This is a genomic window from Kocuria soli (assembly GCF_003797835.1).
GTDB classification, from domain to species: Bacteria; Actinomycetota; Actinomycetes; order Actinomycetales; family Micrococcaceae; genus Kocuria; species Kocuria soli.
Window position 1 is genome coordinate 66,686 of record NZ_RKMF01000005.1, and the last position, 25,215, is coordinate 91,900.

Consider the following 25,215-nt stretch of genomic DNA (forward strand, 5'->3'; position numbering starts at 1 on the left):
TAGGCACTATGGGGGATAAAACCGTTATGCTGACACGAGCGTGCCTCGCATCGACGCAGATGAGAGCACGGACCCCGGTAACAAGCCAGCCCCGCCTGGCCCCCAGGAGAAACCGTGAACGACCGCCTTGAATCCCCCGACCCGGGTCAGTACGCACAGACCGGGCAGGTGCCGCATCGCCGTGGCACCGTCGCTGTGGACACCACTGACGCGTTGCCCACCGTGGAGATCACCACGGGTTGGTTCGCGGGCCTGCGCCGTCGTCCCCGCTGGAGCATGACCGTGCACGACGCCGACGGCGCCCTGGTCACCCGACAGTGCCACCCCAGTTACCGGGAAGCCCTGGACGCCGCATTCACCGTGTGCCGCGACCTCGGGTACGGATCCTCCGTGCACGGGCTCGCCGCCTGAACCCCGACACCCAACATGTTCGGGGGCCCGTCCGCGGACGGGCCCCCCGAACTTTCCCCACAGATCATCGGACCTCAGATCATCGGACCACAGATCATCGGATCACAGATCATCGGACCTCGGGTGGAGAGAACCATCAGATGATGGGCGGCGCCGGGGGCTCCTCCTGACGTGACGCGGCCACGGCCTGGAGATCGGCCAACATGGCATCCGCCCCGTCGTCCTGGGTGAGGAACGGGTCACGCAGCGTGACGATCTGCTGGGTGGGCCCGTTGATCTTCACGTTGACCCAGTCGATCGTCGAATGCTTTCCCGCCTCGATGGCCGCTCGCACCAGTGCGCCACGGATCTTGGCCCGGGTCTCGGGCGGTTGATCGGTGGCCTGCTCGGCCTCCGACCCGTCGGTGCCGGGAAGCCTGGCGGCCATCCCCCGCTCCTCCAGGATGCGGAACAGTCCGCGGCCCGGTGCGATGTCGTGATAGGCCAGGTCCATCTGGGCCACCCGCGGCGCGGAATAGTCCGCGCCGTTGCGGGCCACCCAAGAATCCAACAGCTTCTTCTTGATCGCCCAGTCGATCTCCGTGTCGATCGCAGTCAGGTCCTGGGACTCGACGGCGGTCAGGGTGCGTTCCCAGAGATCCAGGACCCACTCCACGCGGTCATGATGTGCGCCGTTGGCCTGCACGAACCGCTGCACCGTCTCCAGGTACTCCCGCTGCAGGTCCAGCGCGGAGCGTTTGGAACCGTCGGATAGCTCGATCGGAGTGGTGCCCGTCAGATCGTGGGAGATCTGCCGCAGGGCCAGTGCAGGGTCCACAAGCGTGCGGTCGTTCATGGCGTTGCCGGCTTCGACCATGCGCAGCATGAGATCCGTGGCGCCCAGCCGCAGGGCGGTCGTTGTCGTGGACATCGTGGAATCGCCCACGATCACGTGCAGGCGTCGGAAGCGTTCCGAGTCCGCGTGCGGTTCGTCGCGTGTGTTGATCAGCGGACGGGCACGGGTGGTCGACGACGACGAGTCCTCCCAGATGTGATCGGCGCGCTGGGAGAACGAATAGGACGGCTCCCCCGCGTTCTGCGTGAAGCTGCGCTGACCGAAGGCCACGGGGCCCGTGGGATGGACCCGTCCGGCGCCCGCGATGAGCTGGCGGGTGACCAGGAACGGGATGAGGTGGGCGATCAGCCGTGCGAACCGGGTGGTCCGGGCGATCATGTAGTTCTCGTGGGAACCAAAGGAGTTGCCCGCCGAATCCACGTTGTTCTTGAACAGGTAGACCGATCCCCCGGTGCGCTCCGCCGCGAGCTTCGCTTTGAGCTTCCGGCGCATGTCGTCCACGATCAGCTCACCGGCGCGGTCGTGGGCCACGGCGTCGTCGATCGAGGCACACTCCGCCGTCGCGTACTCGGGGTGTGAGCCGACGTCCAGGTAGAGCCGGGCCCCGTTGGGGAGGAACACGTTGGAGGACCGTCCCCACTCGACGATGGGGCGAAAGAGCAGACGCGCGGTGTCGTCCGGGGTCATGGGGGTGCCGTCGGGAACGCGGTGAACGATCCCGAACTCGGTCTCTAGACCCATGATCCTGCGATCCATGGGTTACTGGCCGCCCTTCTGCACGAAGCCCTTGACGAACTCCTCGGCGTTGGCCTCCAGGACGGCGTCGATGTCGGCCAACAGGTCGTCAGCCTGGGTGGCCTGCGCCTGGGCCGCAGCGGACGGGCCGCTCGGCGCGGGAGTGGGGGCGGAATCGGGAAGCGGGGCGTCCTCTTCCCGCTTGGATCCGGAGGAGGAAATGCGTTCCTGGGCCATGGTCAATCTCCTGATGTGTCGTCTGTGGCGGCGCCGGAGGCAACCACCCATTCGGGATGAACGTGTTCGAAGCGGCGGATGAAGTCCTCCACGGAGTCGGCCGCCCACCAGTCCCGGGTCTCCTCCCGCGTGAGCGCGGTGGGTTCGGGCCAGATCATGCGGGCTCCCCGGCGTACGCCCGGGAACTGAACCGCCGCGGTGTCCCATCCGGCGGCGATCACGTCGTCGGGGAACGCGGCCACCAGCCGTCCACGGAAGTCCGCCCGGGTGTCCGGTGGCGGTGCCCAGGCCGCGGCGGCGATCTGGTCCGCGGAGAACAAGGTCCGGATGCGTCCGGCGGCGGCCAGCCGGTGGTAAAGACCCTTGTCGGGGTTGACGTCGTGGTACTGCAGGTCGATCGCCGCGAGCTGGGGTGCGGTCCAGCCGAGGTTGCCCCGTTGCCGGTAGGACTCCAGGACCTGGAGCTTGGCCACCCAGTCCAGTCGGTCGGCCAGAGAACCGGGATCGGTCTCGAGGGCGTCCAGGACCTCTCGCCACAGCTGGAGAATCTCGGCCGTGTCCTGGTCCGGAGACGGCCCTTCGAGTTCCTCGGATGCTTCCAGGAACAGCCGCTGGATCTGCACGCCGGTGAGGGATCCTCCGTCCTTGAGCGGCACGGTGGCCTGCAGGCTCGGATCGTGGCTGATGGTGTGCATGGCGGCCACGGGGTCGTAGAGCTCGATCGCGGGAACCGCCTTGTTCTCCACGAGCCGCAGGACCAGCGACGTCGTGCCGAACTTGAGCAATTCGGACACGTGCGAAAGGTTGGCGTCGCCGACGATCACGTGTAGGCGACGGTACCGGGACTCATCGGCGTGTGGCTCGTCGCGGGTGTTGACGATGGGGCGTCGCACCGTGGTCTCGAGCCCGACCAGCCGCTCGAAGAAGTCGGCCCGCTGACTGATCTGGAACCCCGGTGTCCTGCCGTCCTGCCCGATGCCCACGCGACCCGCGCCGCACACGACCTGGCGGGAGGCGAAGAACGGCAGCAGGGCCGAGTTCAGCCGGTCCAGGTTGGTCTCCCGTGGGATGAGGTAGTTCTCGTGGGAACCGTAGGAGGCCGACTTCCCGTCCGTGTTGTTCTTGTAGAGATGGATCGGTGCCAGGCCGGTGTTCTCCACGGAGTCCTGGAGGGTCTTCACCACGGTGGCTGCCACGGCGTCACCGGCCAGGTCGTAGAGCACGGCGTCCCGGGGCGTCATGACCTCGGGTGAGGAGTACTCCGGGTGGGAGTGGTCCACGTACAACCGTGCGCCGTTGGGCAGCACCGTGTTCATCACGATCCGGGCCGCGTAGTCCTCCCACAGCCCCTGCTCCGCCAGCGCCTCGGCCGCAATCTCCTCACTGGTCAGCACCGGAGCGGAGTCCGTCAGCTGGGTGGGATGGGCCTGGGCACGGTCCATGGTGAAGCCGCGGGCGTCCTGCAGCGGTGCTTCCGAGCTGTAGTCGAAGTCCGGGACGGAGTCCCCCGTGGCTCCCAGCTCTCGTCGCACCAGTGCGGCGTAGGCGGTGACCACGCGGGTGGACAGGACCGTGGCGTTGGCCTTCGGGTTGTTGGGTTCGAGGACGCCGAACTCCGTTTCGGCGCCCATGACCCGGCGGACGCTCACGAATCGGTCCGATCGTCCGTGGCGGAGGTCACGACGGCGTCGTCGGGACGGGGGCCGCGGTGCATGACGATGCGCAGGTCCGCGATGGTGTCGCCCCGGCGCCCCGAAATGCGTGCCCAGTCGTCCGGGTCCGAGGTGTCCGGGAGGTCCTGCTGCTCCATGAACTCCTGGGCGACGGCGTTGCGCACGTGCTGCCGGGTGATACCGCGGACCTGCTTGGTCAGGAGGTCCTTGATGGCCTGTTTCTTGGCGCGGTCCACGATGTTGCGGATCACCGCACCGGAGACGAAGTCCGAGAACCACAAGGTTTCGCGCTTGCCGTCCTTGTACGTGATCTCCAGGAAGCGCGTGGCGTCGGTCTGCGCGTACATCGCCTCGACCCCGTCGTCGATCAGGGCTTCGATCGCGGCTTCACGCGACCCGGCACTGATGATCTCCTCCTGGTGCAGGGGCAGGTCGGGCGTGAGGTACAGGGCGAAGATCTGTCGGGCGCCCTCGGCATCCGGGCGGTCGATGCGGATCTTGACGTCCAGACGACCCGGGCGCAGCACGGCGGGGTCGATCATGTCCTCGCGGTTGGTCGCCCCCACGATGATCACGTTGTCGAGCTTCTCCACTCCGTCGATCTCCGTGAGCAGCTGCGGGACGATCGTGGTCTCCACGTCGGAGGAGAGTCCCGAGCCGCGGGTACGGAACAGGGAATCCATCTCGTCGAAGAAGACCACGACCGGAATGCCGGCGGCTGCCTGCTCGCGGGCGCGGGTGAAGATCTGGCGGATCTGGCGTTCCGTCTCCCCCACGAACTTGTCGAGCAGTTCGGGGCCCTTGATGTTGAGGAAGTACCCCTTGGCCTGGTCACGCCCCGACTTCTCCGCGGCACGTTCGGCCAGCGAGCGCGCCACGGCCTTGGCGATCATGGTCTTGCCGTTGCCGGGAGGGCCGTACAGCAGGATGCCCTTGGGCGGGGCCAGCTTGTGCTGGCGGTACAGCTCGGGGTGGACGAACGGGAGTTCGACGGCGTCCTGGATCTGCTCGATCTCCTCCCCGAGTCCGCCGATGTCCTGGTACCGGACGTTGGGGACTTCCTCGAGGACGAGTTCCTCCATGCCGGTCCGGTTCACGATTTCCAGGGCGAACCCGTTGCGGTGGTCGATGGTGACCGTCTGGCCCGGCTGCGGCGGGTTCTTGCGCAGGGCCCCGGACAGGCGCAGCACGCGTTCTTCGTCCGAGCGCCCCACGGTGACCACGCGGGCGGCGTCGACGACCTCGCGCACCGTGGCCAGTTCTCCGGTGGGTTCGTAGCCCAGGACGGAGACGACGACGGAGCGTTCGTCCACCAGGATCTGGCGCCCCGGTTCCAGGGCGCCCTGTGGAACCAACGGGGAGACGGGGCAGCGGACGTTGCGGCCGGAGACCACGACGTCTGCACTGAGGTCCTTGGTCCCGGCAGAGTCCCCGGCGGGGATCGTGCGAATGAGCGTGGCGACCGACAACGGGAGCTCGAGGTCGTGCTCCAGGGCCTTCTTGAGCCGGGTGATCTGGTCGCGGGCTCCTTCGAGTGCGGTGCGCAGCTTCTGGTTCTGCTGCCCGGCGGAGGAGAGCTGCCGGTCCAGGTTGCGCTTCTCGTCGCGCACGATGGCCACCTGGCGATGGGCGGTCGCCAACTGCTGCGTGAAGTGGTCCGATCCCTGTGCGGGCCCGGGGTTCGTCCCTGCCTCTGAAGGTGTGTTCTGGCCGCTGGATGTGGTGTCGGTCATCGTCGTCGTCAATCCTGATCCCGCCCGGCGTGGGGCACTCGCGTACCCTCCCACTGTATGCCCGCGGTGGGCGATGTCACCTCTGAGGCGCTCGCAGGACCCGCGCAGGGTCGGGGCGACGACGTGCGTCGGGTGTGCACAATGGCCGGTGGAAGCAGCCGAAAGGAGCCATAGAAGGGTGACGACGCGAGTGCCTGCCGGGGGCTTTGCCGCCGGTTCCGCTCAGTACCGCCGCATTCTGTCGGTGTTGGCGCTCGGGGGGTTGGCCAACTTCGCCCTGATCTACTTCGTCCAGCCGTTGCTTCCCCAGTTCGCCAGGTCCTTCGAGGTGCCCGAGGGGGTAACGGGGGCGGCGCTGTCCGCGGCGACGGTGGCGATGATGGTTGGGCTGCTGCTGGCCGGACCCTTGGGAGACGTGATCGGCAGGGTCTGGGTCATGGCCGGATCCTTGGCGGTCTCCGGTGTGTTCACCATCGCCTGCGCCATGGCGCCCACCTGGGAGGTCTTCCTGACCTTCCGCGCCGTCTCAGGCCTGGCGCTGGCCGGCCTTCCTGCCATGGCACTCGCCTACCTGCGCGAGAAGCTGGACAACGCCGCCCACCCCAAGGCCAATGCGCTCTACATCGCGGGCACGGCCATGGGAGGCGCACTGGGACGGCTGGCGCCAGGGCCACTGTCCGAGCTGGGAGGGTGGCAGGTTTCCGCGTACGTGCTCGGCGTCCTGTCCGTGGTGATCGGCGCAGTGGTGGCCTTCGCGCTCCCCCTGGACCGACCGGGTGGCACGGACATTCGTCTGCACGACGTGCTGTTCGGGACCTTCGGGGTGCTCAGGAACACGCAGGTGGCGTTGCTGTGCGCCCTGGGCTTGGCCGCGATGGCAGTGTTCGTGGGGGCCTACAACGCGGTGTCTCTGCGCCTGGAAGCGCCCCCGTTCTCGATGGGCAGCGAATCCGCCGTGGTGTACCTGGCCTATCCCGTCGGCATTCTCGCCCCGGCGGTGTTCCGACGGGTCGCGGACCGGGTGGGGCGGGCGCTCGTCGTGGTCCTGGGTCTGGTGGCCATGGGGGCCGTCGTCGGGGTGACCACCCCCGTGTCCGTGGCCGGGGTGCTGATCGGACTGGGTATGTTGACGTTCGCGTTCATGGGCACCCACGCGATTCTGAGCGGGTGGGTCGTGGACCGTGCGCACCGCCTGGGACTGAGCGCGGCCAAGGCCTCGAGTGCCTACCTGGTGTTCTACTACGCCGGATCCAGCCTGTCCGGGACCCTGTCCACGCACCTGTGGAGTGCGTTCGGATGGGGGTCCGTGGTGGTGTGGTCGGCGGGCGTCGTCGTGGCCGGCCTGCTGTGCGCGGTCAGCGTCATGCTGCTCCAACGGCGCGGCTGAACGTCACTGAGGCATCCCGCCGGGAGCTACGACATCGCACCTCTGGGGATCACTCGAGAACGAAGACGTCGATCTCCACGCGGTCCTGGAGTCGACGTCCGGTGCCGACCAGGATTCGTTCCGCCAGCCATCCCCAGCGTGGTCCCGGGGATTCCAGACGCGGCGTGCAGCGGAAGTAGATCCGTTCGGGATCCACGGCCTCGCCACGAACCAAACGGGCGATGTCCTCGGCACTGCCGGTACGGATGCCCCAGTTCGTGATGTAGAGCCGCTCACCGGCGTCGGACTTCAAGACGTACTTGGCCTCGAGGTGGGTGGTGGTCTCGTCGATCAGGAGCTGGAAATCAGCCCCCACCGGGTCGATGACGCCGTTCAACTCCGGACCGGTGGCCGTGCCCCCGGTGATGGGGATGACCCTCCGGTACCCCTCCGCCGTGGGGCCCACCTCGAGCGGCATGCCGACGGACACGGACAGCGTGGTCAGGAAGGACAGTGCGGGTGCCTGTGGCGTACTCATGTACCGGTTCTACCACTGCCGCTCAGGGATCGGCCGTGCGGTGTTCCGAACGGCACAGGGGATCTAGGGCTGTCCGGCACGGCGTACTCAGAGACACTAAGTAGCTTTAGCGGTATGAGTCAGAATGTCGGCGCCGGGCCTCGCACCGTCCTGGTCATCAGCGATCCTGGGCTCCCCACCCGCAGACTCGAGAGACTCCAGGGTCGCTTGGAATCCCGTCTGGGCATCCTGTACCACTGCGACGTCCACGTGATCACCAGGACCGAGACCATCCGACTGCGTCCCGACAACACGTTGGACGTCACGGCTGCCGGGCGCCTTGCCGACGAGTACGACGCCGTGGACGCCGTGCTCCTGCTGACTGAGATCCCACGGCATTCGGGCGAAGACCCGCTGGTGGCAGAAGTCGTTCCCGAGTACAACGTCGGGGTGATCTCCTGCCCCACTTTGGGGGCGGTGGCCACCAAGAGTCGGATTCTGACGGTCCTGCTGGACTGCCTCACCCGGCTCATGCCACTCGACCATCCGAAGGACGGGTCGACGGTGGCGGCCGGACTCGGTCCCGGTCGCAAAGTCGGCTTGCGGTGGACCCGCTGGCGCCAGGATTCCGGAGGCCACCTCGCACTGCGCGCAGACCGGCTCCTGGGCTCCGCGCGGACCGTCATGGGCATGACCGTGGCCAACGACCCGTGGCGGACCGCTCCCCGGCTGTCGAGCGCGCTCGCGGCCGCAGCCGCCACGGGTGCCTTCGGAATCTTCTACAGCTCGATCTGGCAGATGGCCGAGTACCTGTCCACGGCACGTCTGCTGTCCATCGGCGCCGTGGCGGTCGCCGTCATGATCACGTGGTTGATCGTCAGCAACGGCCTGTGGGACAAGCCGGTCCACGAACGGCTGACCCGCGTGGTGGTGCTGTACAACTTCTCCACCGTGCTGACCTTGCTGGTCTGCGTGGTCGCGCTCTACCTGGCGTTGGTGGTGATGATCTTCGCCGGCGGCCTGATCATCATCGATCCGGGATTCATGTCGACGCTGTTGGCCAGTTCGGACGTGCAGCTGACCAACTACCTGGACATCGCGTGGCTCAGTGCGGCCATGGGGGTCGTGGCGGGTGGCCTGGGGTCCAGCTTCGACAGTCGGACGGATCTGAAGAAGCTCACCCACGGGCAGCGTGAGAGACAGCGCCGCTACGCGACCGACGACGACCCGCAGGAAGCCTGACCCGATCGACGCCAAGCGGTGTCGTCGGTGCCGGATGCGTAGTCCGGCTGAGCCGAGTGGTCGACAACCCTGCCGCGCATGACAAAACCCCCGAACCCATGAGGGTTCGGGGGTTTCACATGTCGTGAGACATCACAAGTGTGCGCGGAGGGGGACTTGAACCCCCACCCTCTAATACGAGGACTAGCACCTCAAGCTAGCGCGTCTGCCTATTCCGCCACCCGCGCAGGTGACCGGACGGACCTTCACGGGCATCAAATAACCGCGTCAGCCGCCGAGCAACGACGACGACTTTAGCACAGACCGGCCGTCCAGGTGTTCACCGCGAGGGTGGGCTGAGCGGCAGTGCCGGTGTCCGTTCCCCCGCGGTCAGGACGGTCAGGGAAGGACCGAGCGATACACCTCAAGGGTGCGTTCGGCGATGGACTCCCAGGAGAAGTGTTCCTCGGCCCGCTGTCTGCCCGCTTCACCCATGCGGCGCGCGCGCTCCGGGTCGGAAATCACCTCGGTCAGGGCGGCGGCGAAGTCGTTGACGAACTTGTCGGGATCCAGCGGGGTGCCGGATCCGTCGTCGACCTGCTCGATCTCCACCAACCGGCCCGTCTCGCCGTCGACCACGACCTCCGGGATGCCACCGGTGGCGGTGGCCACCACGGCGGCCCCGCACGCCATGGCCTCCAGGTTGACGATCCCGAGGGGTTCGTAGATCGAGGGGCAGGCGAAGGCCGTGGCGTGGGACAGGATCTGGATGACCTCCCGGCGCGGGAGCATCTGCTCGATGAGGACCACGCCGTCACGGGTGGCCTTGAGCTCGTCGATCAGACCGTTGACCTCGGCGGCCAGCTCGGGGGTGTCTGCCGCACCGGCGCACAGCACGAGTTGGACCTCCGGCGGCAGCTGCAGTGCGGCACGCAGCAGGAACGGCACACCCTTCTGCCGGGTCACGCGGCCCACGAAGACCACGGACGGCTTGGCGGGGTCAATGCCGTGGGCTTCCAGGACGTCGGTACCTTCGTCCCGATTCCACTGCGCGACGTCGATGCCGTTGTGCACGACCTGGACCTTGGCCGGGTCGATCTCCGGGTAGCAGCGCAGGATGTCGTTGCGCATTCCGTCCGAGACGGCGATGACCGCAGCGGCGTTGAGGTACGCGGTCTTCTCCACGAACGAGGAGATGGCGTACCCGCCGCCGAGCTGCTCGGCCTTCCACGGCCGCAACGGTTCAAGCGAGTGGGCGGAGATCACGTGCGGGATGCCGTGCATGAGGGAGGCCAGGTGACCGGCCATGTTGGCGTACCACGTGTGCGAATGCACCAGATCCGCTCCCCCGATGTCGCCCACCATGCCCAGGTCCGTGCCCAAGGTCTCGATCGTCGCGTTCTGACCGCGAAGGTCTCCGGGGACCCGGTAGGCCTGGACATGGGCTCCGTGGAAATCCGGTTCACGGGGTTCCCCGAAGCAGCGGACATTCAGCTCGACCAGCGGCGCCAGGACACGCGAGAGCTCGGCGACGTGAACGCCGGCACCCCCGTAGATCGCCGGTGGGAACTCCTTGGACACGATGTCGATACGCACGTGATCGAGACTACAGTCCGGGCTCTCTGGCACCCACTCCGGCCGCTAATTTCTGAAACCTTTGCGACGCTTGCCGAAATCTGACCGCGCCAACTTCCCAGAACGGCCCGATTCACGATTGAGTGGACTCTGTATCGTGGCGATCCGACGAATCGGCCGCCGACGGCATCGGGCCCCCGCCCGGATTCAAGACGACGACGTCTGGAGAGGTTGAACATGGCACGCGAAAAGGTGCTGGCAATTGTTCTGGCCGGTGGCGAAGGCAAGCGCCTGATGCCCCTGACCGAGGACCGTGCCAAGCCCGCCGTCCCCTTCGGTGGCACCTACCGGTTGATCGACTTTGCACTCTCGAACCTGGTGAACTCCAGGTACCTGCAGATCGTGGTCCTGACCCAGTACAAGTCCCACTCCCTGGACCGGCACCTGTCCGAAACCTGGCGGTTGTCGACGCTGCTGGGCAACTACATCGCCTCGGTGCCCGCGCAGCAGCGCCACGGCAAGGACTGGTTCCTGGGGTCGGCCAACGCGATCTTCCAGTCGATGAACCTGATCGACGACGCCCGTCCGGACATCGTGGTGGTCGTGGGCGCCGATCACGTCTACCGCATGGACTTTTCCCAGATGGTCGACTTCCACATCGCCTCCGGCGCCAAGGCGACGGTGGCCGGTGTTCGCCAGCCGCTCGAGCTGGTCAAGTCCTTCGGTGTGATCGAAACGGACCCGAACGATCCCACCAAGATCACCCAGTTCGTGGAGAAGCCGGACTCGACCCGTCCCCTGGAGGATGACCCGACCCAGTTCCTGGCGTCCATGGGCAACTACGTGTTCTCCACCGACGCCCTGGTCGAGGCGCTGCGTCAGGACGAGGCCCGCGAGGACACCGACCACGACATGGGCGGCGACATCATGCCGTACTTCGCCGACCGCGGTGAAGCCGTGGTCTACGACTTCACGAACAACGACGTGCCCGGGTCCACCGATCGTGACCGCCAATACTGGCGCGACGTCGGCACCTTGGATTCGTACTACGACTCCCACATGGACCTGTTGCGCCCCATGCCCGTGTTCAACCTCTACAACGAGGCCTGGCCGCTCTACACCCACCAGGTCACCGCACCGCCCGCCAAGCTGGTCCGCGGCCCGTACCAGGAGGGTGGCGTGGCAACGGACTCGATCCTGTCCCCCGGTGTGATCGTGGCGGGCAGCCGGGTCCAGGAGTCGGTGCTCTCCCCCAACGTCTTCGTGGGCAACCACGCCCGGGTGGACAAGTCCGTGCTCCTGCAGGGTGTGCGGGTGGAGGAGGACGCCGTCGTGGAACGCTGCATCGTGGACAAGAACGTCGTGGTTCCGCCCGGAGTCCGGGTGGGCGTCAGCGCCGAAGAGGACCGTGCCCGTGGTCTCCACGTGACCGACTCGGGCATCACGGTGATCCCCAAGAACTACAAGTTCGAGTAGGCACGCGACCCCACGCACTATGGGGCGGCGGTGTGCAACGCGGAAGGGCCCGGTCCACGGCGGTGGACGGGCCCTTCCGTCGTCGTCGCTGGTCGTTCGTAGACTGTGCGCGTGCCTCACTACGACCTGACCCGCGTTGACGCAGCCCGTCGCTCCCGTGACCTGACCCTGCTGGGTGCCGAAGTCCAACTGGACCTCACGGGCGCCTCCGACCCCGACATGTCGACCTTCCCGGTGACCGCTCGATGGGAGTTCGAAGTCGCCAACGGAGTCGAGGCCACGTTCCTGGACTTCATCGGCGAGGTGGACTCCCTGGAGGTCAACGGCCAGCCGCGGACCGGGGCCGACCTGAAACAGTGCGTGTCGGAGGGGCGGATCGAGCTCTCGGGTCTTCAACCGACGAACACCGTGACCGTCCGTGGTCGCGGCCGGTACTCGCGGTCCGGTGAGGGAATGCATCGGTACGTGGACCCGGAGGACGGTGCCACCTACCTCTACACGCAGTACGAACCGACCGACGCGCGTCGTGTGGTCCCCTGCTTCGACCAGCCCGATCTGCGTGCCCCCTGGCGGTTCACGGTCGACGCCCCGGCCGGGTGGTCGGTTTCGTCCAACGCGGCAGATGTACGCATCAGTCCCCTTCCGGCCGCGTCGGGTCACGCGGCAGCGGCGCGTCACGAGTTCTCCGCCACGGCCGCCATCCCGAGCTACCTGACCACTGTCCTGGCCGGGCCCTACCACCGGGTCACGGGCACGTGGGAATCTTCGGTGCCTGGACGCGATCAGCGGCTGCCGTTGACCCTGTGGTGCCGGGCCAGCATGGCGCCGCACCTTCCGGCCGAGGAACTGTTCGAGCTGACCAGGCAAGGACTGGACTTCTACACCGGCCTGTTCGACCTCGACTTCCCGTTCGACTCCTACGAACAGGCATTCGTCCCCGAGTACAACCTGGGTGCCATGGAGAACCCCGGGTTGGTCACCTTCACCGAGGACTACCTGTTCCCCGACGGCCCCACCCACCAACAGCGCGCGGCCCGGGCCAACACGGTCCTGCACGAGATGGCGCACATGTACTTCGGCGATCTGGTGACCATCCGCTGGTGGGAGGACCTGTGGCTCAAGGAGTCCTTCGCGGAGTACATGGGGGCATACGCCTCGGCCGAGGCCACGGAGTTCACGAGCGCCTGGGCGGGATTCGCGGTGCGCCGCAAGGCCTGGGCCTACCGGCAGGACGCGCTGAGCACGACTCACCCGATCCTCGCCGACATTCCGGACGTGGCCGCCGCCCGGCAGAACTTCGACGGCATCACCTACGCCAAGGGTGCCGCAGCGCTCAAGCAGCTGGTGGCCTTCGTCGGGCAGGACGCATTCTTCGCGGCGTGCCGGGCGTACTTCCGACGGCACGCCTGGGGATCAGCCGATCTGTCCGACTTCCTGGCCGCGCTCGAGGAGGCCTCCCACCAGGACACACGGGCCTGGGCCCGGCACTGGCTAGACACGACGGGCGCCACCCGGGTCGACGTCACGGTCACCCGAGGGGACACAGGTTTGGACTCTCCGATCGAATCGGTCGTGCTGGTGCCTCGCGGGACCCCGCAGGACCCGGCCTCCGCCCGACCACACCAGCTGGCCATCGGCCTCTACGGCACCGATCGCATTTCCACGCCCTCGGATTCAGCGAGCGATGCCGTCGCGTCCTTGGCGACTGCCTGGGCGCGCACCCGGCGGGTCCTGGTGGAGATACCGGCGGGTCATCAGCCGGGCGACCCGCTGCCGGTCCCGGCGTTGACCGGCGCGCACGGCCTGGTCCTGGTCAACGACGACGACCTGGACTACGCCGAGTACCGGCTGGATGCCGGGCAGGCAGAGCACTTGATGGAGCACCTGGGACACCTCCCGGATCCCATGGCGCGCTCCGTGGCCTGGGCACAGCTGTGGTCGGCCGTGCGCTCCGGGGAGGTGGACCCCGGAGACTTCCTCACCGCTGTCCTGCAGCACATCTTCCAGGAAGAGGAATCGGTGGTCTTCGAGACCGTCCTGGACCGTGCACTGGAAGTCCTGGACGACCATCTCCCTGTGACCCGTCGAGCCCGTCACAGCACCGACCTGACGCGAGCCGTCGTCACCCAGCTGGAGTCCGCCCCGCCCGGATCCGACCGGCAGAGCGCTCTGGCCCGAGTGTTCGGGCACCTCCTGGTTCATGATCGGACCTTCTCCGCCTGGGCCGGTGATCTGCTGGCCGGCTCCGTGGCACTTCCGGATCTGCGGCTCGGGCCCACCCTCCGTTGGCGTCTGCTCACGGGGCTGGTGGCCTCGGGCCACGCCGATGACACCTGTATCCGCTCGGAGTCGGATCGCGACAGTTCCAGGCCCGCGCAGATCGGGCGGGCCCGCGCGGAAGCGGCCAGGCCCACGGCCGAAGCCAAACAGGAGGCATGGGACCGTGTCCTGGGCCCGGACCTCACCAACGACCTGCTCAGCGCCACCGCGGCGGGATTCCAGCTGGGCGACGACGACCTTCTGGCTCCCTTCCGCGCTCGGTACTTCGAAGTCATCCAGGAGCAGTGGGCAAGTCGGTCGATCGGCATGGCCACCCGAGTGGTCGCGGGCCTGTATCCCCGGACCGCACCGGACCCTGCCGCGGGCGTCGAGAACGATGCCGTTCTGCAAGCCACGGAGGAATGGCTCACCACCCACTCGGACGCACCAGCAGCGCTCCTGCGTGTGGTCCGAGAGCAAGCCGACGAACGCCGACGTCGACTCACCATCCAGGCGCGCGCAAGGCCCGCGTAACGGGCCGTCGCCCACCCGGCCCACCGCGGCCACAATCCGCGGAAATGCATGTAATCCGTGAAAGACTGTTCTGCGTCCGGACTCGTCCGGACACCAACGTCCCGTGGCTGGCCAGCGGGCCACGCTTCCCCATCTCTCAGGCCTAAGGGAGACCATGACCACCTATGCCCTGAACGACCGCGGTTCTCTGGAGATCGTGACGGAGAACTTCTACGACGCGGAGATCCTGCGCGTGTTCGGTTCGTTGCCGTACGGGATGGTGGAGACTTTTGCCGGGACCGCAACCCTGGTTCCCGAACCTGACAATCCGTTCGATTCACAGACCATTTCCGTGCGCGTGGACGACAACCAGGTGGGGCACCTCGCCAAGGACGACGCCGTCCGGTACTGGCCGGCCGTGACTCGCGTGGTGGCATCCGGATACGCCGCGACGGCGCCCGTGATCATCAAGGCATCGCTGGTGGATGCCGACGGGACTCCGGAAGTCGATGCGTCGGCACGCGTGCAGCTTTCCCCTCCGGACCTGCTGTTTCCCGTCAACTCACCCCCGCAGCGCTCGACCGTGCTCCCCCAGGGCCCTTCGATCAAGGTGCTCGACGAACAGGACCACGCCGCCTACCTCCACGCGATTCTGCCCAAGTCCGGAGAAGCCCGGCTGTTCCTGACCCTTGAGGTCAACCAGGTCCGGACCGCCCACGGTGAACACGTGGACATCGTGGAGGTGCTGCACGAACGTCAGGTGGTCGGGCGCTTCTCCACTCAGCTCTCGGAACAGTTCATTCCGGTCATCCGCCATGCCTTCGAACACAACCTGCTGACAGCGGCCTGGGGCACCATCCGGGGATCGGCTTACGAGGTCTCGCTGACCGTTCAGGCGGCTCGCCCCGAGGCGATCGACGCGGCCTGGTTCGAAGAGCTGCCGCGGGTGGGCGACGAGTTGGTGCCCGAAGCGGATGACTACGAGATTCCCAATGCCTACGTGCCGACCGACGCCGAGCGCGGGAAGAACTCCCGGAAGTGGCGCAAGGGCATGGCTGCCTCCGGGCATCCCGTGGCCCCCGCCCGGTCGACCGGCAACACCCACACGGGGTCGACGTCCACGGCCGGGTCAAGTGCGTGGGCGGCATCGGACGCGACCTGGACCCGACGCAGCCGGGCAACGGTGTGGGTGCTTCTGGCAGCCACCGTGCTGTTGGTGCTGGCGGCCGTGCTCTTCCTGGGGCGTGAGCCGCTGGTGTCCGCCCTGGCGCTGATCGTGGCCGCCGCCACGGGCGGGATGGCGGCGTACCTGCGCTCTTTGTTCGGGCCCCTCAAGTCCCCCACGACCAAGGTCTCCACACCGGGGAACACTACCTCCACCTCGGCGAACACCACCTCCACTCCGGCGGAGATCCCCGCCGAGCGCGACGATTCCTGACCCCGACCGACAGACAGGGCTGACACGGATGACTGACAGAGACGGATGATCTCCAGGCGAGAACGACTTCTTCAGATCCTCGAAGTGCTCTCGAAGCACGGCTTCGGGTTCGCGCTGGGTGGGCTCAAGCCCGAGTGGCGTTCGTACCTGGGCAAGGTTCGTCTGATCGATCCTCAGAAGATCCAGCCTCAGCCGGAGCACCTGCGGTTGGCTCTGGAGGAACTCGGCCCGACGTTCGTCAAGTTGGGGCAGTTGGCCTCCACCCGTCCCGACCTGCTCCCGCCGGCGTACGCCGCAGAACTGGCGCTCCTGCAGGATTCCTCCCCTCCCATCCCACCCGACGTGATCCGCGAGATGCTGGGCGAGGAACCCGAATCAGCGGCCGAGGAGATCCTGCAACACATCGACCCGGTGCCGTTGGCGACGGGTTCGATCGGTCAGGCGCACCTGGCTACCTTCCGCGGCGCCGAGGTCGTGGTCAAGATTCGGCGGCCGAACATCGTCGGCGAGGTGAACCGGGATCTGGAGATCCTGCGTGAGCTTGCCGTCCTGCTCACCAGGTACTGGCCGGGAGTCCAGTACCAGGACCTCATCGGGCTGGTCGACGAGTTCGCGGCCTCCATGCGTGACGAGATGGACTACCTCACGGAAGCCCGCAACACGGAGCGCATGCGGGAGATCTTCGGCGCCCACCCTTCCGTGATCGTCCCGGAGGTGTTCTGGGAGGCGACGTCCACGCGCATCCTGACCACCGAGCGCATGACCGGGCTCAAGATCAGCGACATCGCAGCGCTCGACGACGCCGGACTCGACCGCCACGAGGTGGCCGTGACCGCCACGGACGCGTTGTGCAAGATGATCTTCGAGGACGGGTTCTTCCACGCCGATCCGCATCCGGGCAACCTGTTCGTCCAACCGGACGGGTCGATCGCCATGATCGATTTCGGCATGGTGGGAACGCTGTCCGAGGAGTTCCGTGACTCACTGGTCACACTGATGATGGGTGTGGTCCAGGGCAACGTCCGCCGGGCTGCAAGCGGATTGTTGGCCCTGACGGAGACTTCCGGGGAACAGCTTGACCGCGCCAAGCTCGAGCGCGACATCGAAGCGATGCTGCGGCGATACGCCAACCGGCCGCTCCAGGAAGTGCGGATCGGCGCCCTCATGACGGATCTGGTGGCCACCCTGCGCCGCCACCGGCTCCGGTTGCCCCGCCAATCCGCACTGTTCCTGCGCATGGTTCTGACGGCGGAAGCCATCGGGACAAGCCTGGACCCGGAGTTCGACCTGGTTGCGGTCATGCAGCCGTACGCTCAACGGTTCGTGCTCAAGCGTCTGTCCCCGGACGCGTTGGTGGGCCGGGTCCGTGACCTCTTGCAGGACGCCGTGCAGATGGGGGCCGAGGCGCCGGACGTGATGCGCCGCGTGCTCACGGTGCTCGAACACGGAGGGTTCGACGTCCACCTGCGCGGTGACGAACTGCAGCCGCTGCTCGACCAGACCGAGAAGATCGGACATCAACTCATTGCGGGTGCCGTGATCGCTGCCACCGTCAACGGGATGTCCCACGTGGTCGCCTCCGACCCGGACCGATTCAGCGGGCTCCGCATTCCCCTGCTCGTCGGTGGAACCGGCACCATCGGGGTGCTCTCCGGCTACCTCGCGGTTTCGACGGCGGCTCCGCGCACCCGTCGACTGGTCGCAGGACTGCGTGCGCGTCGTCGTCGAACCAGCTGAGCCGACAGGCCCCGGCAAGCCAATCTCGAGCGGGTCACACACCGATTATTTGCAGTCTAATGAATACATCTCTCCCGTGACGACCGTAAACTCACTGCGTAGCTGCCTGCCGCCCCAACGGCACGCAGTCCGTTATTCAAGCGACTCGGCCGTGCACTGCCCGCCGGCCGACGAGGAGAGCCGTATGAGTCAACTACGGCGCGGTGAAGCCCTGCTCGCCCGTGTCGACGCCGAGGTGCGGTTTGAAGGGGCCGACGGGCCCGTCACCCCGGAGGACGCCGTCCTGGAAAGGACCCGCCACGGAATGCTGGGGTTGATGAACCGCAGTTTGGTCCGTCTTGCCAAGGAGGACGGACTCGAAGACCATCTGCCCGAACTCCGGATCAGTTACCGTTCGACGACCCCGGGCACCTACATGATCGACATGGACCTCATGGACCCCCGCCCCCCGTTGACCCGGGCGATCGCACCCGTGCCTGCAGCCAAACGCGACCAGATGGCCCGGTGGGTCCGGTGGGGTGCTGAATTGGTGTCCGTGACCGTGCAGATCCTCCCGCTGATCCTGGTGGCAACCAAGGTCCGCATCAGTTCGGAGCCCGATGCGGACGGCTTTTCCACCATGGTGATCGACGACCGCCGTACCGTCCGGGTCCCCGGGTTCATCTCGAACTTGTTCGACGGGACGCCGGAGGCAGCCGCGACCCATAGGGCCTTGCTGGCCACGTTGTATGACCCCGGGTTGCGCTCACTCGTGCTCGTGAATGACCCGTCGGACCCAGCGAGGCGAATGGAGACCGTCGTGGATCTGCCTGAAGGGTTCCATCACATTCTGGCGGCCGCAGACTTCCACAGCATCGATGCCATGATCGAGATGGACGACGTCCCCCTGCGGGAGATGCTGACTCGCACAACCCGGCGCCAGGCCTTCAGCACGGGTATTGCGGGGATGGGGCGGCCGAACTAAGCCGATGTCAGGGGGCCGCCCTCGACGAACCGGATCACGTCGTCGGCGGCCGGCACCACGAATTCGACCCTGCGTTCGGGTGCGTTGGGCTCCAGGCCGATGACGATCGACGCCACGCCCTCCTCTCGCACGGCCACGAACAACTCCCGCAGTACCCGTTGGATGTAGGGGTCGCCCAAGGCTTCGGCAACTGCATTGGGCAAGCGAAGACGCTGCGGCCCAAGCGAACTCAACAGATCGCTCAGTCCGGGCGTGGACGTGGGAACACTGCGGGGCGACTTGCTCTCGATCACAAACGATGCCGCGTGGGCCAGGAGTACCGCGTCGCGCAGGGCCGTTCCGGCAGCCACGGGCCATGCGGCTTTCGCCGGCCTGGCGGGGAACCTGGAGAGCCGTCCCAGTGTCGGCAATATGTGTCGCGCGCGGCGCAGGTCGGGAGGTTCGATCGTGAACACGACGGAGCCGTTCTGGGACTCGATGAACGAGATCGCAAAGGGAGGACGCGCACCGTCGGCGGAGACCGAGGACTCGTAGAAGTGACCCACGAGAACCTTGAGGGAGCTGTACGTACGACGCAACACGTCCCGGTTGACCATCACATTGTGGCCGGTGGCATCCTGGATCTTGAGCTGGATCGTTGAGTAACCGACGGACTGACTGAGCTTCATGAGGTGACCATTGGGCTTGTACGGATCGATGGTTGTGCGGTCTCGTGGCGGTCCGGCGCACGGTCGCAAGGTGACCTCAGTATGACGGCGCAGGTGCCTGCCCCTGCGATCATCGGAGGTCGATCTCCTGAAGAGGCAGACGTGCCCGGACGATCCACCGTCCGTCTATCGGACCACTCATCAGCTCCCCGCCGAAGACCGACACACGTTCACGGAGACCGAGAAGCCCGAATCCTCCGGTGCTCAGCACGGCCTCCGGGGTGGTCTTCTCACGACGACGGGTGCGGGCGAGGGCATTGGACACTTCGACTTCCGCTCGGGCATCCGTTCCGGATTCCCCCGTGATCTCCACGCGGATCCGCACCGGCCCGGACGTGGATCCGTGCCGGATGATGTTCGCGCACGCTTCCTGGACCACTCGCTGACATGCGGAGCGCACGGAGGTCGCGACGCGCTCCCACCCCGTGCCCTCCCGCACCTCGATGTCTTCGAAGCCGGAGTCCTTGAGGGACTGGACACTACTGGTGAGCACAGAGGACATGGTGGGAGTGGGTGGGGCCAGGCCACCGGAGCGTGGGCCTTGGGCGCCGTCGTCGTTCGCGGAAACCCGTGTGGCGGAGATGCCCACGGGTTCTTCCCGCAGGATGCTCACCAGGCGCCGCAGGTCCGCGATGGTTCCGCTGGCACCGGTGGCGATGTCTCGCAGGGCCGTGCGCTGGAGTTCAGGGTCCTCGGAGAGCAGTCCGGCGTTGGCACGCAGGGCCGTGGCCGTCACGTCATGGGCCACGAGGTCGTGAAGCTCGCGGGCAAGGTCCTGGCGCTCGGCCGTGCGGACCATGGCGGCCTCATGCTCCAAGCGGGCGATGGTGCGCGCGGACAGGAGGGTCCGGCACCTGAAGAAGCGAATGGTGAAACCCAGGAGAGCCGCGAAGCCGACTAAAACCGACAAAGCAAGGGCCTCGGCCCACGTGTTCGGGTCCCGGACGAACGTTCCCAGACCCAGTGCAGCCAGCCACTGAGTGGCAACGACAGTGGTGCCAACGCCCCACCGGAGCCACATGCAAAGAATCAGGGTACAGGCCACGCCCGGGACAATCACCGTGAAGGTTGATTGTGTGACCAGCGCCATAGCATAGGCGAACGTCATGGTTGCCGTCCCCAACCGTGGGCCGATGAGCGTGGCGATCAGGGGAATGTAGGACCCTGCCACGATTGCGAGCAGTTCGAGCCACGGGGTGCCGCCGGTCATGGAAAAGAACTGCAGATCGCTGGTCAACCGCATCAGGTCGAAGAGGCCGAGGATCCCGACCAGAACACTGGCCACGATGCGTAGGAAGCCTGGGACCGGCAACGGGTCCGTGACGCGTAATTCAGGCCAACGGCGATGAATTACGGCCAACGGACCCGTTGAGGCAGATACTGTCCTCACGTCACCTGCTGCAGCGGCCGAAAGCCTGGCACAGGAGGCTCACAAAGACCCCCGGCTCGGCCTCCACCACGGACGAGGAGGTTGTAGGGGACGGGGTGGCACCGATGGACGGTGCGATGGCAGCGGTGGCCAGGCCACCGCTGATGAACAACGATCCAGCAACTGCGGCCGCGGCTGCGGCCTTCCGGGAACGGTTGAGAATGGACATCGGTAACTCCTGCTCGAGTGGGAGACTTGACTCGCGTGCGGGTCTCGCAGGGACTGTTCCTACTGGTCAGCACCCTGTGCGCACGCCCTAAGGATATTCTGGTGATGGAGAAAAACACCCGCTTGACCTGCGTTTGTGTCACGGGCTAGGCAAATATCTCGAAACCCGTCGGTGAGGGCGTGAAAATGGAGGCACATCTGGAGCGGCAGACCCGGGCATCCAGGACTCAGTACCGGGTCCTGATCGCCGATGACGAGGCGGTGGTCAGGGAGACGCTGTCGGTCTACGTCGGTAGTGCCGATGACATGGAGGTGGTGGGAACCGCTTCGGATGGACGCGGAGCGGTGCAGATGGCCGAGAGCCTCCGCCCGGACATTGTCCTGATGGACATCCAGATGCCCCGTGTGGACGGTGTGGAGGCCACGGCGGAACTTCTGCGGGTGTTGCCCAGGACCCGGGTGGTCATGATCACCACGTTCACGACCGCCGACGCCGTCGTGCCGGCTCTGCGCGCCGGCGCCCTGGGGTACGTCCTCAAGTCCGATCCCCCGGAGCGGATTCTGACGACCGTGCGGCGCGCAGTCTCGGGCCGGGCCGAACTCTCCCCCACCGCGTTGGACGCCGTTGTGGGGCACCTGAGGGACTCCGACAAACGCGACGAACTGCCGCCCGCCGTCACCCTGACTGCACGGGAGGCGGAAGTCCTGCGGCAGTTGGCCACAGGTTGCCGGAACAAGGAGATTGCGGAAACTTTGGGCATCACGGAAAAGTCCGTGAAATTACACGTAACGCATCTGGTCAACAAGTTTGGCGTCCGTGACCGGTTGCAGTTGGTTATTTCTGCCCACAGGGCCGGCATGGTCGAATTGTGACGAACCCGCGGCAGTCTGCGGCATGTAGGGTTGCTTGTGCTTCATGACAGCCCCGTCTCTCGACCGATTTGCTGAATTCAGCGGAGGAAAGAGATCTCCATGACCTTGACGATCATGCCCATCTACGGAACTCGACCGGAAGCCATCAAAATGGCCCCGATCGTGAAGGCCCTGCAGGAGTCGAGTTCGTTCGATTGCGTGGTGACCGTGACAGGGCAGCACCGCGAAATGCTGGATCAGGTCAACGAGATCTTCGACATCACGCCCGATCACGACCTCAACATCATCCAGCCACGGCAGACGCTCAACGGTGTGCTCACCCGGACTGTCGAAGGCCTTGACGCGATCTTTGAAGAGTCTGCACCGGATGCGGTGATCGTTCAGGGTGACACGACGACGTCGACGGCCGGCGCGATCGCCGCCTTCTACCGGGGTATCCCGGTCATTCACGCCGAAGCCGGGTTGAGGTCCTTCGATCTGTTCTCCCCCTTCCCCGAGGAAGCCAACCGGAGGATCACCTCGCAGATCACCAGCCTGCACCTGGCGCCCACGGACATCTCCAAGCGAAACCTCCAGGCGGAGTCGATCAACGGCGACGACGTCGTGGTCACGGGCAACACCGTGATCGACGCCCTGCATCACACGGTGGCAAAAGCGTTGCCTTTCACCGATCCGCAGCTCGAGGAGATCGCCCAGCGGTCGGGCAAGACGCTCCTGGTGACCACGCACCGTCGTGAGAACCAAGGAGAGGCCATGCGCGGCGTGGGGCGGGCGTTGGCGCGGATCGCCGACGCCGAACCGGACCTGACCATCGTCCTGCCGGCCCACCGGAACCCGGTCGTTCGCGAAGCCGTGCTTCCCGCCATTGAAGGCAAGCCCAACGTTCACGTCACCGAACCCCTGGCCTACGGCGAGTTCACCCGCATGCTGTCCGTGGCCGACGTGGTCCTCACGGACTCCGGTGGGGTGCAGGAGGAGGCGCCGTCGCTGGGGAAGCCCGTATTGGTCATGCGCGAGAACACGGAACGTCCGGAGGCCGTGACCGCCGGAACGGTCAAGCTCATCGGAACGGACGAGGAGCGGATCGTCGAGGAGGTCGACACGCTCCTGCACAACCATGCGATCTACGACGCCATGGCCAATGCGGTGAATCCCTACGGCGACGGCAAAGCGGCGGCGCGTACCATTGCAGCCATCGAGAAGATGTTCGACCTGGGCGACCGGTTGGAGGACTTCAACCCGGGGGTCAGTGGATAAGGGGTAGTCGTGCATCCGAAGACCTACGCGTACGGGTTCTGTCTGGCGCCGGCCGGTCTGGCGAAAAACCTGCCGCCCAGCTTTCGAAGACTGCCCTTGAGCCGTGGGTTCGAGCTGCACTACGACTCCAGACGCCCGCTTCAGCGAGCCGAAGCTGAGGACGGCACCATCGTGCTGGTCCACGGGCGAGCGTATTACCTCGGTGAGGACACCGACGAGAACCTGAGCCGCACAAAAGACGCAGCCGCTCGTTTGGCCGACGCCTTGAACGATTCGGAATCGGCGTTCCTCGAGTGCTTGGACCTGATGGCGGGCCGCCATCTGATCCTGGTGGTGAGTCGGACCGGACTATGGATCTATCACGATGCAGTTGGGTCCCGTTCCGTGTACTACATGGCGGGAGGCGGCGGAGCAGCTTCTCATGCTCATCTCCTGGCATCCACTTTCGGTCTGAAACCATCCGGAGTGGTAAAGGCCTCGCACACCTGGGATCTTTCCCCATTCACGGGTGGAAAAGCATTACCTCCCAACCACCGGATCGAGGTCCTGTCCGGCCAGGTTGAGCGCCATTGGCCCTTCCGACCGAACCCATGGATTGCCCGCTCCGAGGAAGACCGCCTGGTACGGGTGCAGCAGCTGTGGCAACGTCAGATGGAACTCGTGGCGCGAGGGGTGACGCCCCTGCGCTTTGCGCTGAGTGGAGGTGCCGATTCCCGGTGTGTCCTTGCGCTGTCCCTGCCCTGGATGTCGGCGATCCCCTGCTTCACCTACGGGGGTAGTCCTGCGGCAGATGACGGCGAGGACCATGCCCTCAACGGTGATGTCCGATTGGTCCGGCCCTTGGTGGATCTACTGGGATTGGATCATCGGGTCATCTACCGTGCCGACAAGAGTGTTCGTCCGCTGACTCCGGAAGAATCTCTGGCCTGCGACCGTAACAGCCTCGGCGTGCACGGCCGCTGGCTCTTGCCGCACTACCTGACCAACTTTTCGGAACCGGACCTGCTGGTCGTGCGCGGCAATGCCTTCGAGATAGCGCAGCACAAATGGGCTGCTCCCGAAGACACGGATGTTGTGGCCGCGGTCAGGTCGAGGTTGGTCAAACGCGCGACAGCGACCGGCGTCCAGATTCCGAAGGAGAGCCTTGCAGATCACTTCGACCGGTCCTTGGAGACCTATCTCCTCTCCTCTGACCTGCACGGGTATCTTCCCAGCGACCTGACGCACTGGGAATACCGCAACGGTCGCTGGGCCAGCGAGGTCTACAACGAAATCGATCTGGCGTTCGACACGCACGTGCCGATCGGTGCACGTGCAATCTTGGAGCCTTTGTTGGCGTTCAGCCGACGGCAACGCGCGGAGTCGTACGCGTTCGGGGAACTGATCAATTCCACTGTCCCCGTGCTGAACTTCTTCGGCATGAGTGACACCAGGAACCTCTACGAAGTGGCGCGGGACACCCGCTTGTCCGCCGGCAGTTTGGCAACCGAGCACCCTGGACCGGCCCGTCCTGCGGCGTCGGTGGTCCCCAGCGCGGCAGTCACGGAGGAGCCGTGGCCCATGGATCACCCGTTGATCGTCCGTGACCCCTCCGGGCGAGAGCATGCCGTGGCGGTGCCGGAGGACATGAAATCCTGGTCCGCGTACGTCCCCTTGGAAAACTTCATTGCCGGAACCCAGGTGCACCGCACCGTGCATGTTTGCACGGAGAACGGGGACCTCTTCTTCGACATGCACAAGACCTGGTCCGGGGACGGCAAGGACCGCTCCTTCTCCTACAGCGTGACGGTCGATGACCGCGTGGTGCTGACCCTCCCCGGGGCGTACCGCGTCGGGCGAATTCCCATCGCGGTACACGATGTTCGATGCGGCCAACGGATCCGGTTGTGCATAACGGTTCACAAAGCTCGGGACAGGCTGTCTTGGCAGAACGCTACCCGGATCCAACTGTCCCACCTGCGCTTCGACCCTGGAGGTATCGGCGGTGGAACACCCACAGGCACGGCACCTTGCCTGCCCGATGTCGACTCGCTGAGGGACGACGAGGGGCTCGGTACGGTTCCCATGCCAACCACCGATAAAATGGGTTGA

At 66.1% G+C, this 25,215-nt stretch carries 20 protein-coding genes and 1 tRNA gene; 11 read left to right on the forward strand and 10 right to left on the reverse strand.

Annotated features, from left to right (window positions below):
- Window positions 1-114: 114 nt before the first annotated feature.
- Entirely contained in the window at window positions 115-411 is a 297-nt protein-coding gene (locus EDL96_RS05150; protein WP_123824738.1) for a hypothetical protein, read from the forward strand.
- Window positions 412-547: 136 nt separating this feature from the next.
- Here the strand turns inward: EDL96_RS05150 and pafA are convergent, their stop codons facing one another.
- From pafA to arc, 4 genes are read right to left on the reverse strand one after another with little or no spacing between them, the layout of a single operon-like run.
- Window positions 548-2,002, reverse strand: a complete 1,455-nt coding sequence (pafA, locus tag EDL96_RS05155) for a Pup--protein ligase (protein ID WP_123824739.1) — start codon at window positions 2,000-2,002, stop codon at window positions 548-550.
- 3 nt (window positions 2,003-2,005) lie between these two features.
- Window positions 2,006-2,218, reverse strand: coding sequence for a ubiquitin-like protein Pup (locus EDL96_RS05160; protein WP_123824740.1), 213 nt, complete (start codon window positions 2,216-2,218; stop codon window positions 2,006-2,008).
- Between the two features lie 2 nt (window positions 2,219-2,220).
- A complete protein-coding gene (gene dop / locus EDL96_RS05165; protein WP_123824741.1) occupies window positions 2,221-3,867 on the reverse strand; it encodes a depupylase/deamidase Dop in 1,647 nt (548 codons plus the stop codon).
- Entirely contained in the window at window positions 3,864-5,624 is a 1,761-nt protein-coding gene (gene arc, locus EDL96_RS05170; protein ID WP_123824742.1) for a proteasome ATPase, read from the reverse strand. Before arc ends, dop begins: the two co-directional genes overlap by 4 nt.
- A 178-nt stretch (window positions 5,625-5,802) precedes the next feature.
- Between arc and EDL96_RS05175 the strand changes: the two genes are divergently transcribed.
- Window positions 5,803-7,011 (forward strand): MFS transporter, encoded by a 1,209-nt coding sequence (locus tag EDL96_RS05175; protein WP_233568700.1) that lies wholly within the window; start codon window positions 5,803-5,805, stop codon window positions 7,009-7,011.
- 49 nt (window positions 7,012-7,060) lie between these two features.
- Here EDL96_RS05175 and EDL96_RS05180 read toward each other — a convergent pair whose 3' ends face one another.
- Window positions 7,061-7,528: a DUF3237 domain-containing protein gene (locus EDL96_RS05180; protein ID WP_123824744.1), complete on the reverse strand. Its 468-nt coding sequence runs from the start codon at window positions 7,526-7,528 to the stop codon at window positions 7,061-7,063.
- Between the two features lie 114 nt (window positions 7,529-7,642).
- Between EDL96_RS05180 and EDL96_RS05185 the strand changes: the two genes are divergently transcribed.
- Window positions 7,643-8,749: a hypothetical protein gene (locus EDL96_RS05185; protein WP_123824745.1), complete on the forward strand. Its 1,107-nt coding sequence runs from the start codon at window positions 7,643-7,645 to the stop codon at window positions 8,747-8,749.
- A gap of 141 nt (window positions 8,750-8,890) precedes the next feature.
- On the opposite strand, the gene EDL96_RS05190 is transcribed toward EDL96_RS05185, so the two are convergent.
- Both EDL96_RS05190 and glgA read right to left on the reverse strand, forming a co-directional pair.
- Window positions 8,891-8,976 (reverse strand) — tRNA-Leu (locus tag EDL96_RS05190).
- A 151-nt stretch (window positions 8,977-9,127) separates the two neighbouring features.
- A complete protein-coding gene (glgA, locus tag EDL96_RS05195) occupies window positions 9,128-10,324 on the reverse strand; it encodes a glycogen synthase (RefSeq protein ID WP_123824746.1) in 1,197 nt (398 codons plus the stop codon).
- Between the two features lie 210 nt (window positions 10,325-10,534).
- Between glgA and glgC the strand changes: the two genes are divergently transcribed.
- The 5 genes from glgC to EDL96_RS05220 all read left to right on the forward strand — a co-directional run bounded on the left by glgC (window position 10,535) and on the right by EDL96_RS05220 (window position 18,690).
- Window positions 10,535-11,779 carry a glucose-1-phosphate adenylyltransferase gene (glgC, locus tag EDL96_RS05200; RefSeq protein WP_456073101.1) on the forward strand — a complete coding sequence of 415 codons (1,245 nt, stop codon included), beginning with the start codon at window positions 10,535-10,537 and terminating at the stop codon, window positions 11,777-11,779.
- 111 nt (window positions 11,780-11,890) lie between these two features.
- On the forward strand, window positions 11,891-14,572 hold the full coding sequence (pepN, locus tag EDL96_RS05205; protein ID WP_123824748.1) for an aminopeptidase N: 2,682 nt from the start codon (window positions 11,891-11,893) through the stop codon (window positions 14,570-14,572).
- A 154-nt stretch (window positions 14,573-14,726) separates the two neighbouring features.
- Window positions 14,727-15,989, forward strand: a complete 1,263-nt coding sequence (locus EDL96_RS05210) for a hypothetical protein (RefSeq protein ID WP_199732538.1) — start codon at window positions 14,727-14,729, stop codon at window positions 15,987-15,989.
- Window positions 15,990-16,073: 84 nt separating this feature from the next.
- Complete coding sequence (locus EDL96_RS05215) at window positions 16,074-17,726, forward strand: ABC1 kinase family protein (protein WP_233568701.1); 1,653 nt, start codon at window positions 16,074-16,076, stop codon at window positions 17,724-17,726.
- A gap of 184 nt (window positions 17,727-17,910) precedes the next feature.
- On the forward strand, window positions 17,911-18,690 hold the full coding sequence (locus EDL96_RS05220) for a hypothetical protein (protein ID WP_123824750.1): 780 nt from the start codon (window positions 17,911-17,913) through the stop codon (window positions 18,688-18,690).
- Here the strand turns inward: EDL96_RS05220 and EDL96_RS05225 are convergent.
- From EDL96_RS05225 to EDL96_RS05235, 3 genes are all read right to left on the reverse strand, one after another.
- Window positions 18,687-19,358, reverse strand: coding sequence for a hypothetical protein (locus EDL96_RS05225; protein WP_123824751.1), 672 nt, complete (start codon window positions 19,356-19,358; stop codon window positions 18,687-18,689). The two genes, EDL96_RS05220 and EDL96_RS05225, sit on opposite strands and share 4 nt — an antisense overlap.
- 109 nt (window positions 19,359-19,467) lie before the next feature.
- Window positions 19,468-20,682, reverse strand: a complete 1,215-nt coding sequence (locus EDL96_RS05230; protein ID WP_123824752.1) for a sensor histidine kinase — start codon at window positions 20,680-20,682, stop codon at window positions 19,468-19,470.
- Between the two features lie 106 nt (window positions 20,683-20,788).
- Window positions 20,789-20,995: a hypothetical protein gene (locus tag EDL96_RS05235; RefSeq protein ID WP_123824753.1), complete on the reverse strand. Its 207-nt coding sequence runs from the start codon at window positions 20,993-20,995 to the stop codon at window positions 20,789-20,791.
- A 185-nt stretch (window positions 20,996-21,180) separates the two neighbouring features.
- Between EDL96_RS05235 and EDL96_RS05240 the strand changes: the two genes are divergently transcribed.
- From EDL96_RS05240 to EDL96_RS05250, 3 genes are all read left to right on the forward strand, one after another.
- Entirely contained in the window at window positions 21,181-21,867 is a 687-nt protein-coding gene (locus EDL96_RS05240) for a response regulator (RefSeq protein ID WP_123824754.1), read from the forward strand.
- Between the two features lie 99 nt (window positions 21,868-21,966).
- Window positions 21,967-23,124 carry a non-hydrolyzing UDP-N-acetylglucosamine 2-epimerase gene (wecB, locus tag EDL96_RS05245; protein ID WP_123824755.1) on the forward strand — a complete coding sequence of 386 codons (1,158 nt, stop codon included), beginning with the start codon at window positions 21,967-21,969 and terminating at the stop codon, window positions 23,122-23,124.
- 96 nt (window positions 23,125-23,220) lie between these two features.
- Window positions 23,221-25,215, forward strand: a complete 1,995-nt coding sequence (locus EDL96_RS05250) for a hypothetical protein (protein WP_123824756.1) — start codon at window positions 23,221-23,223, stop codon at window positions 25,213-25,215.

Coding starts and splice junctions, on each gene's coding strand:
- EDL96_RS05235 (WP_123824753.1), bottom strand. CDS start 20,995: ATGTCCATTCTCAACCGTTCCCGGAAGGCCGCAGCCGCGGCCGCAGTT.
- EDL96_RS05180 (WP_123824744.1), bottom strand. CDS start 7,528: ATGAGTACGCCACAGGCACCCGCACTGTCCTTCCTGACCACGCTGTCC.
- EDL96_RS05220 (WP_123824750.1), top strand. CDS start 17,911: ATGAGTCAACTACGGCGCGGTGAAGCCCTGCTCGCCCGTGTCGACGCC.
- EDL96_RS05240 (WP_123824754.1), top strand. CDS start 21,181: ATGGAGGCACATCTGGAGCGGCAGACCCGGGCATCCAGGACTCAGTAC.
- EDL96_RS05225 (WP_123824751.1), bottom strand. CDS start 19,358: ATGAAGCTCAGTCAGTCCGTCGGTTACTCAACGATCCAGCTCAAGATC.
- EDL96_RS05160 (WP_123824740.1), bottom strand. CDS start 2,218: ATGGCCCAGGAACGCATTTCCTCCTCCGGATCCAAGCGGGAAGAGGAC.
- arc (WP_123824742.1), bottom strand. CDS start 5,624: ATGACCGACACCACATCCAGCGGCCAGAACACACCTTCAGAGGCAGGG.
- wecB (WP_123824755.1), top strand. CDS start 21,967: ATGACCTTGACGATCATGCCCATCTACGGAACTCGACCGGAAGCCATC.
- EDL96_RS05185 (WP_123824745.1), top strand. CDS start 7,643: ATGAGTCAGAATGTCGGCGCCGGGCCTCGCACCGTCCTGGTCATCAGC.
- EDL96_RS05210 (WP_199732538.1), top strand. CDS start 14,727: ATGACCACCTATGCCCTGAACGACCGCGGTTCTCTGGAGATCGTGACG.
- pafA (WP_123824739.1), bottom strand. CDS start 2,002: ATGGATCGCAGGATCATGGGTCTAGAGACCGAGTTCGGGATCGTTCAC.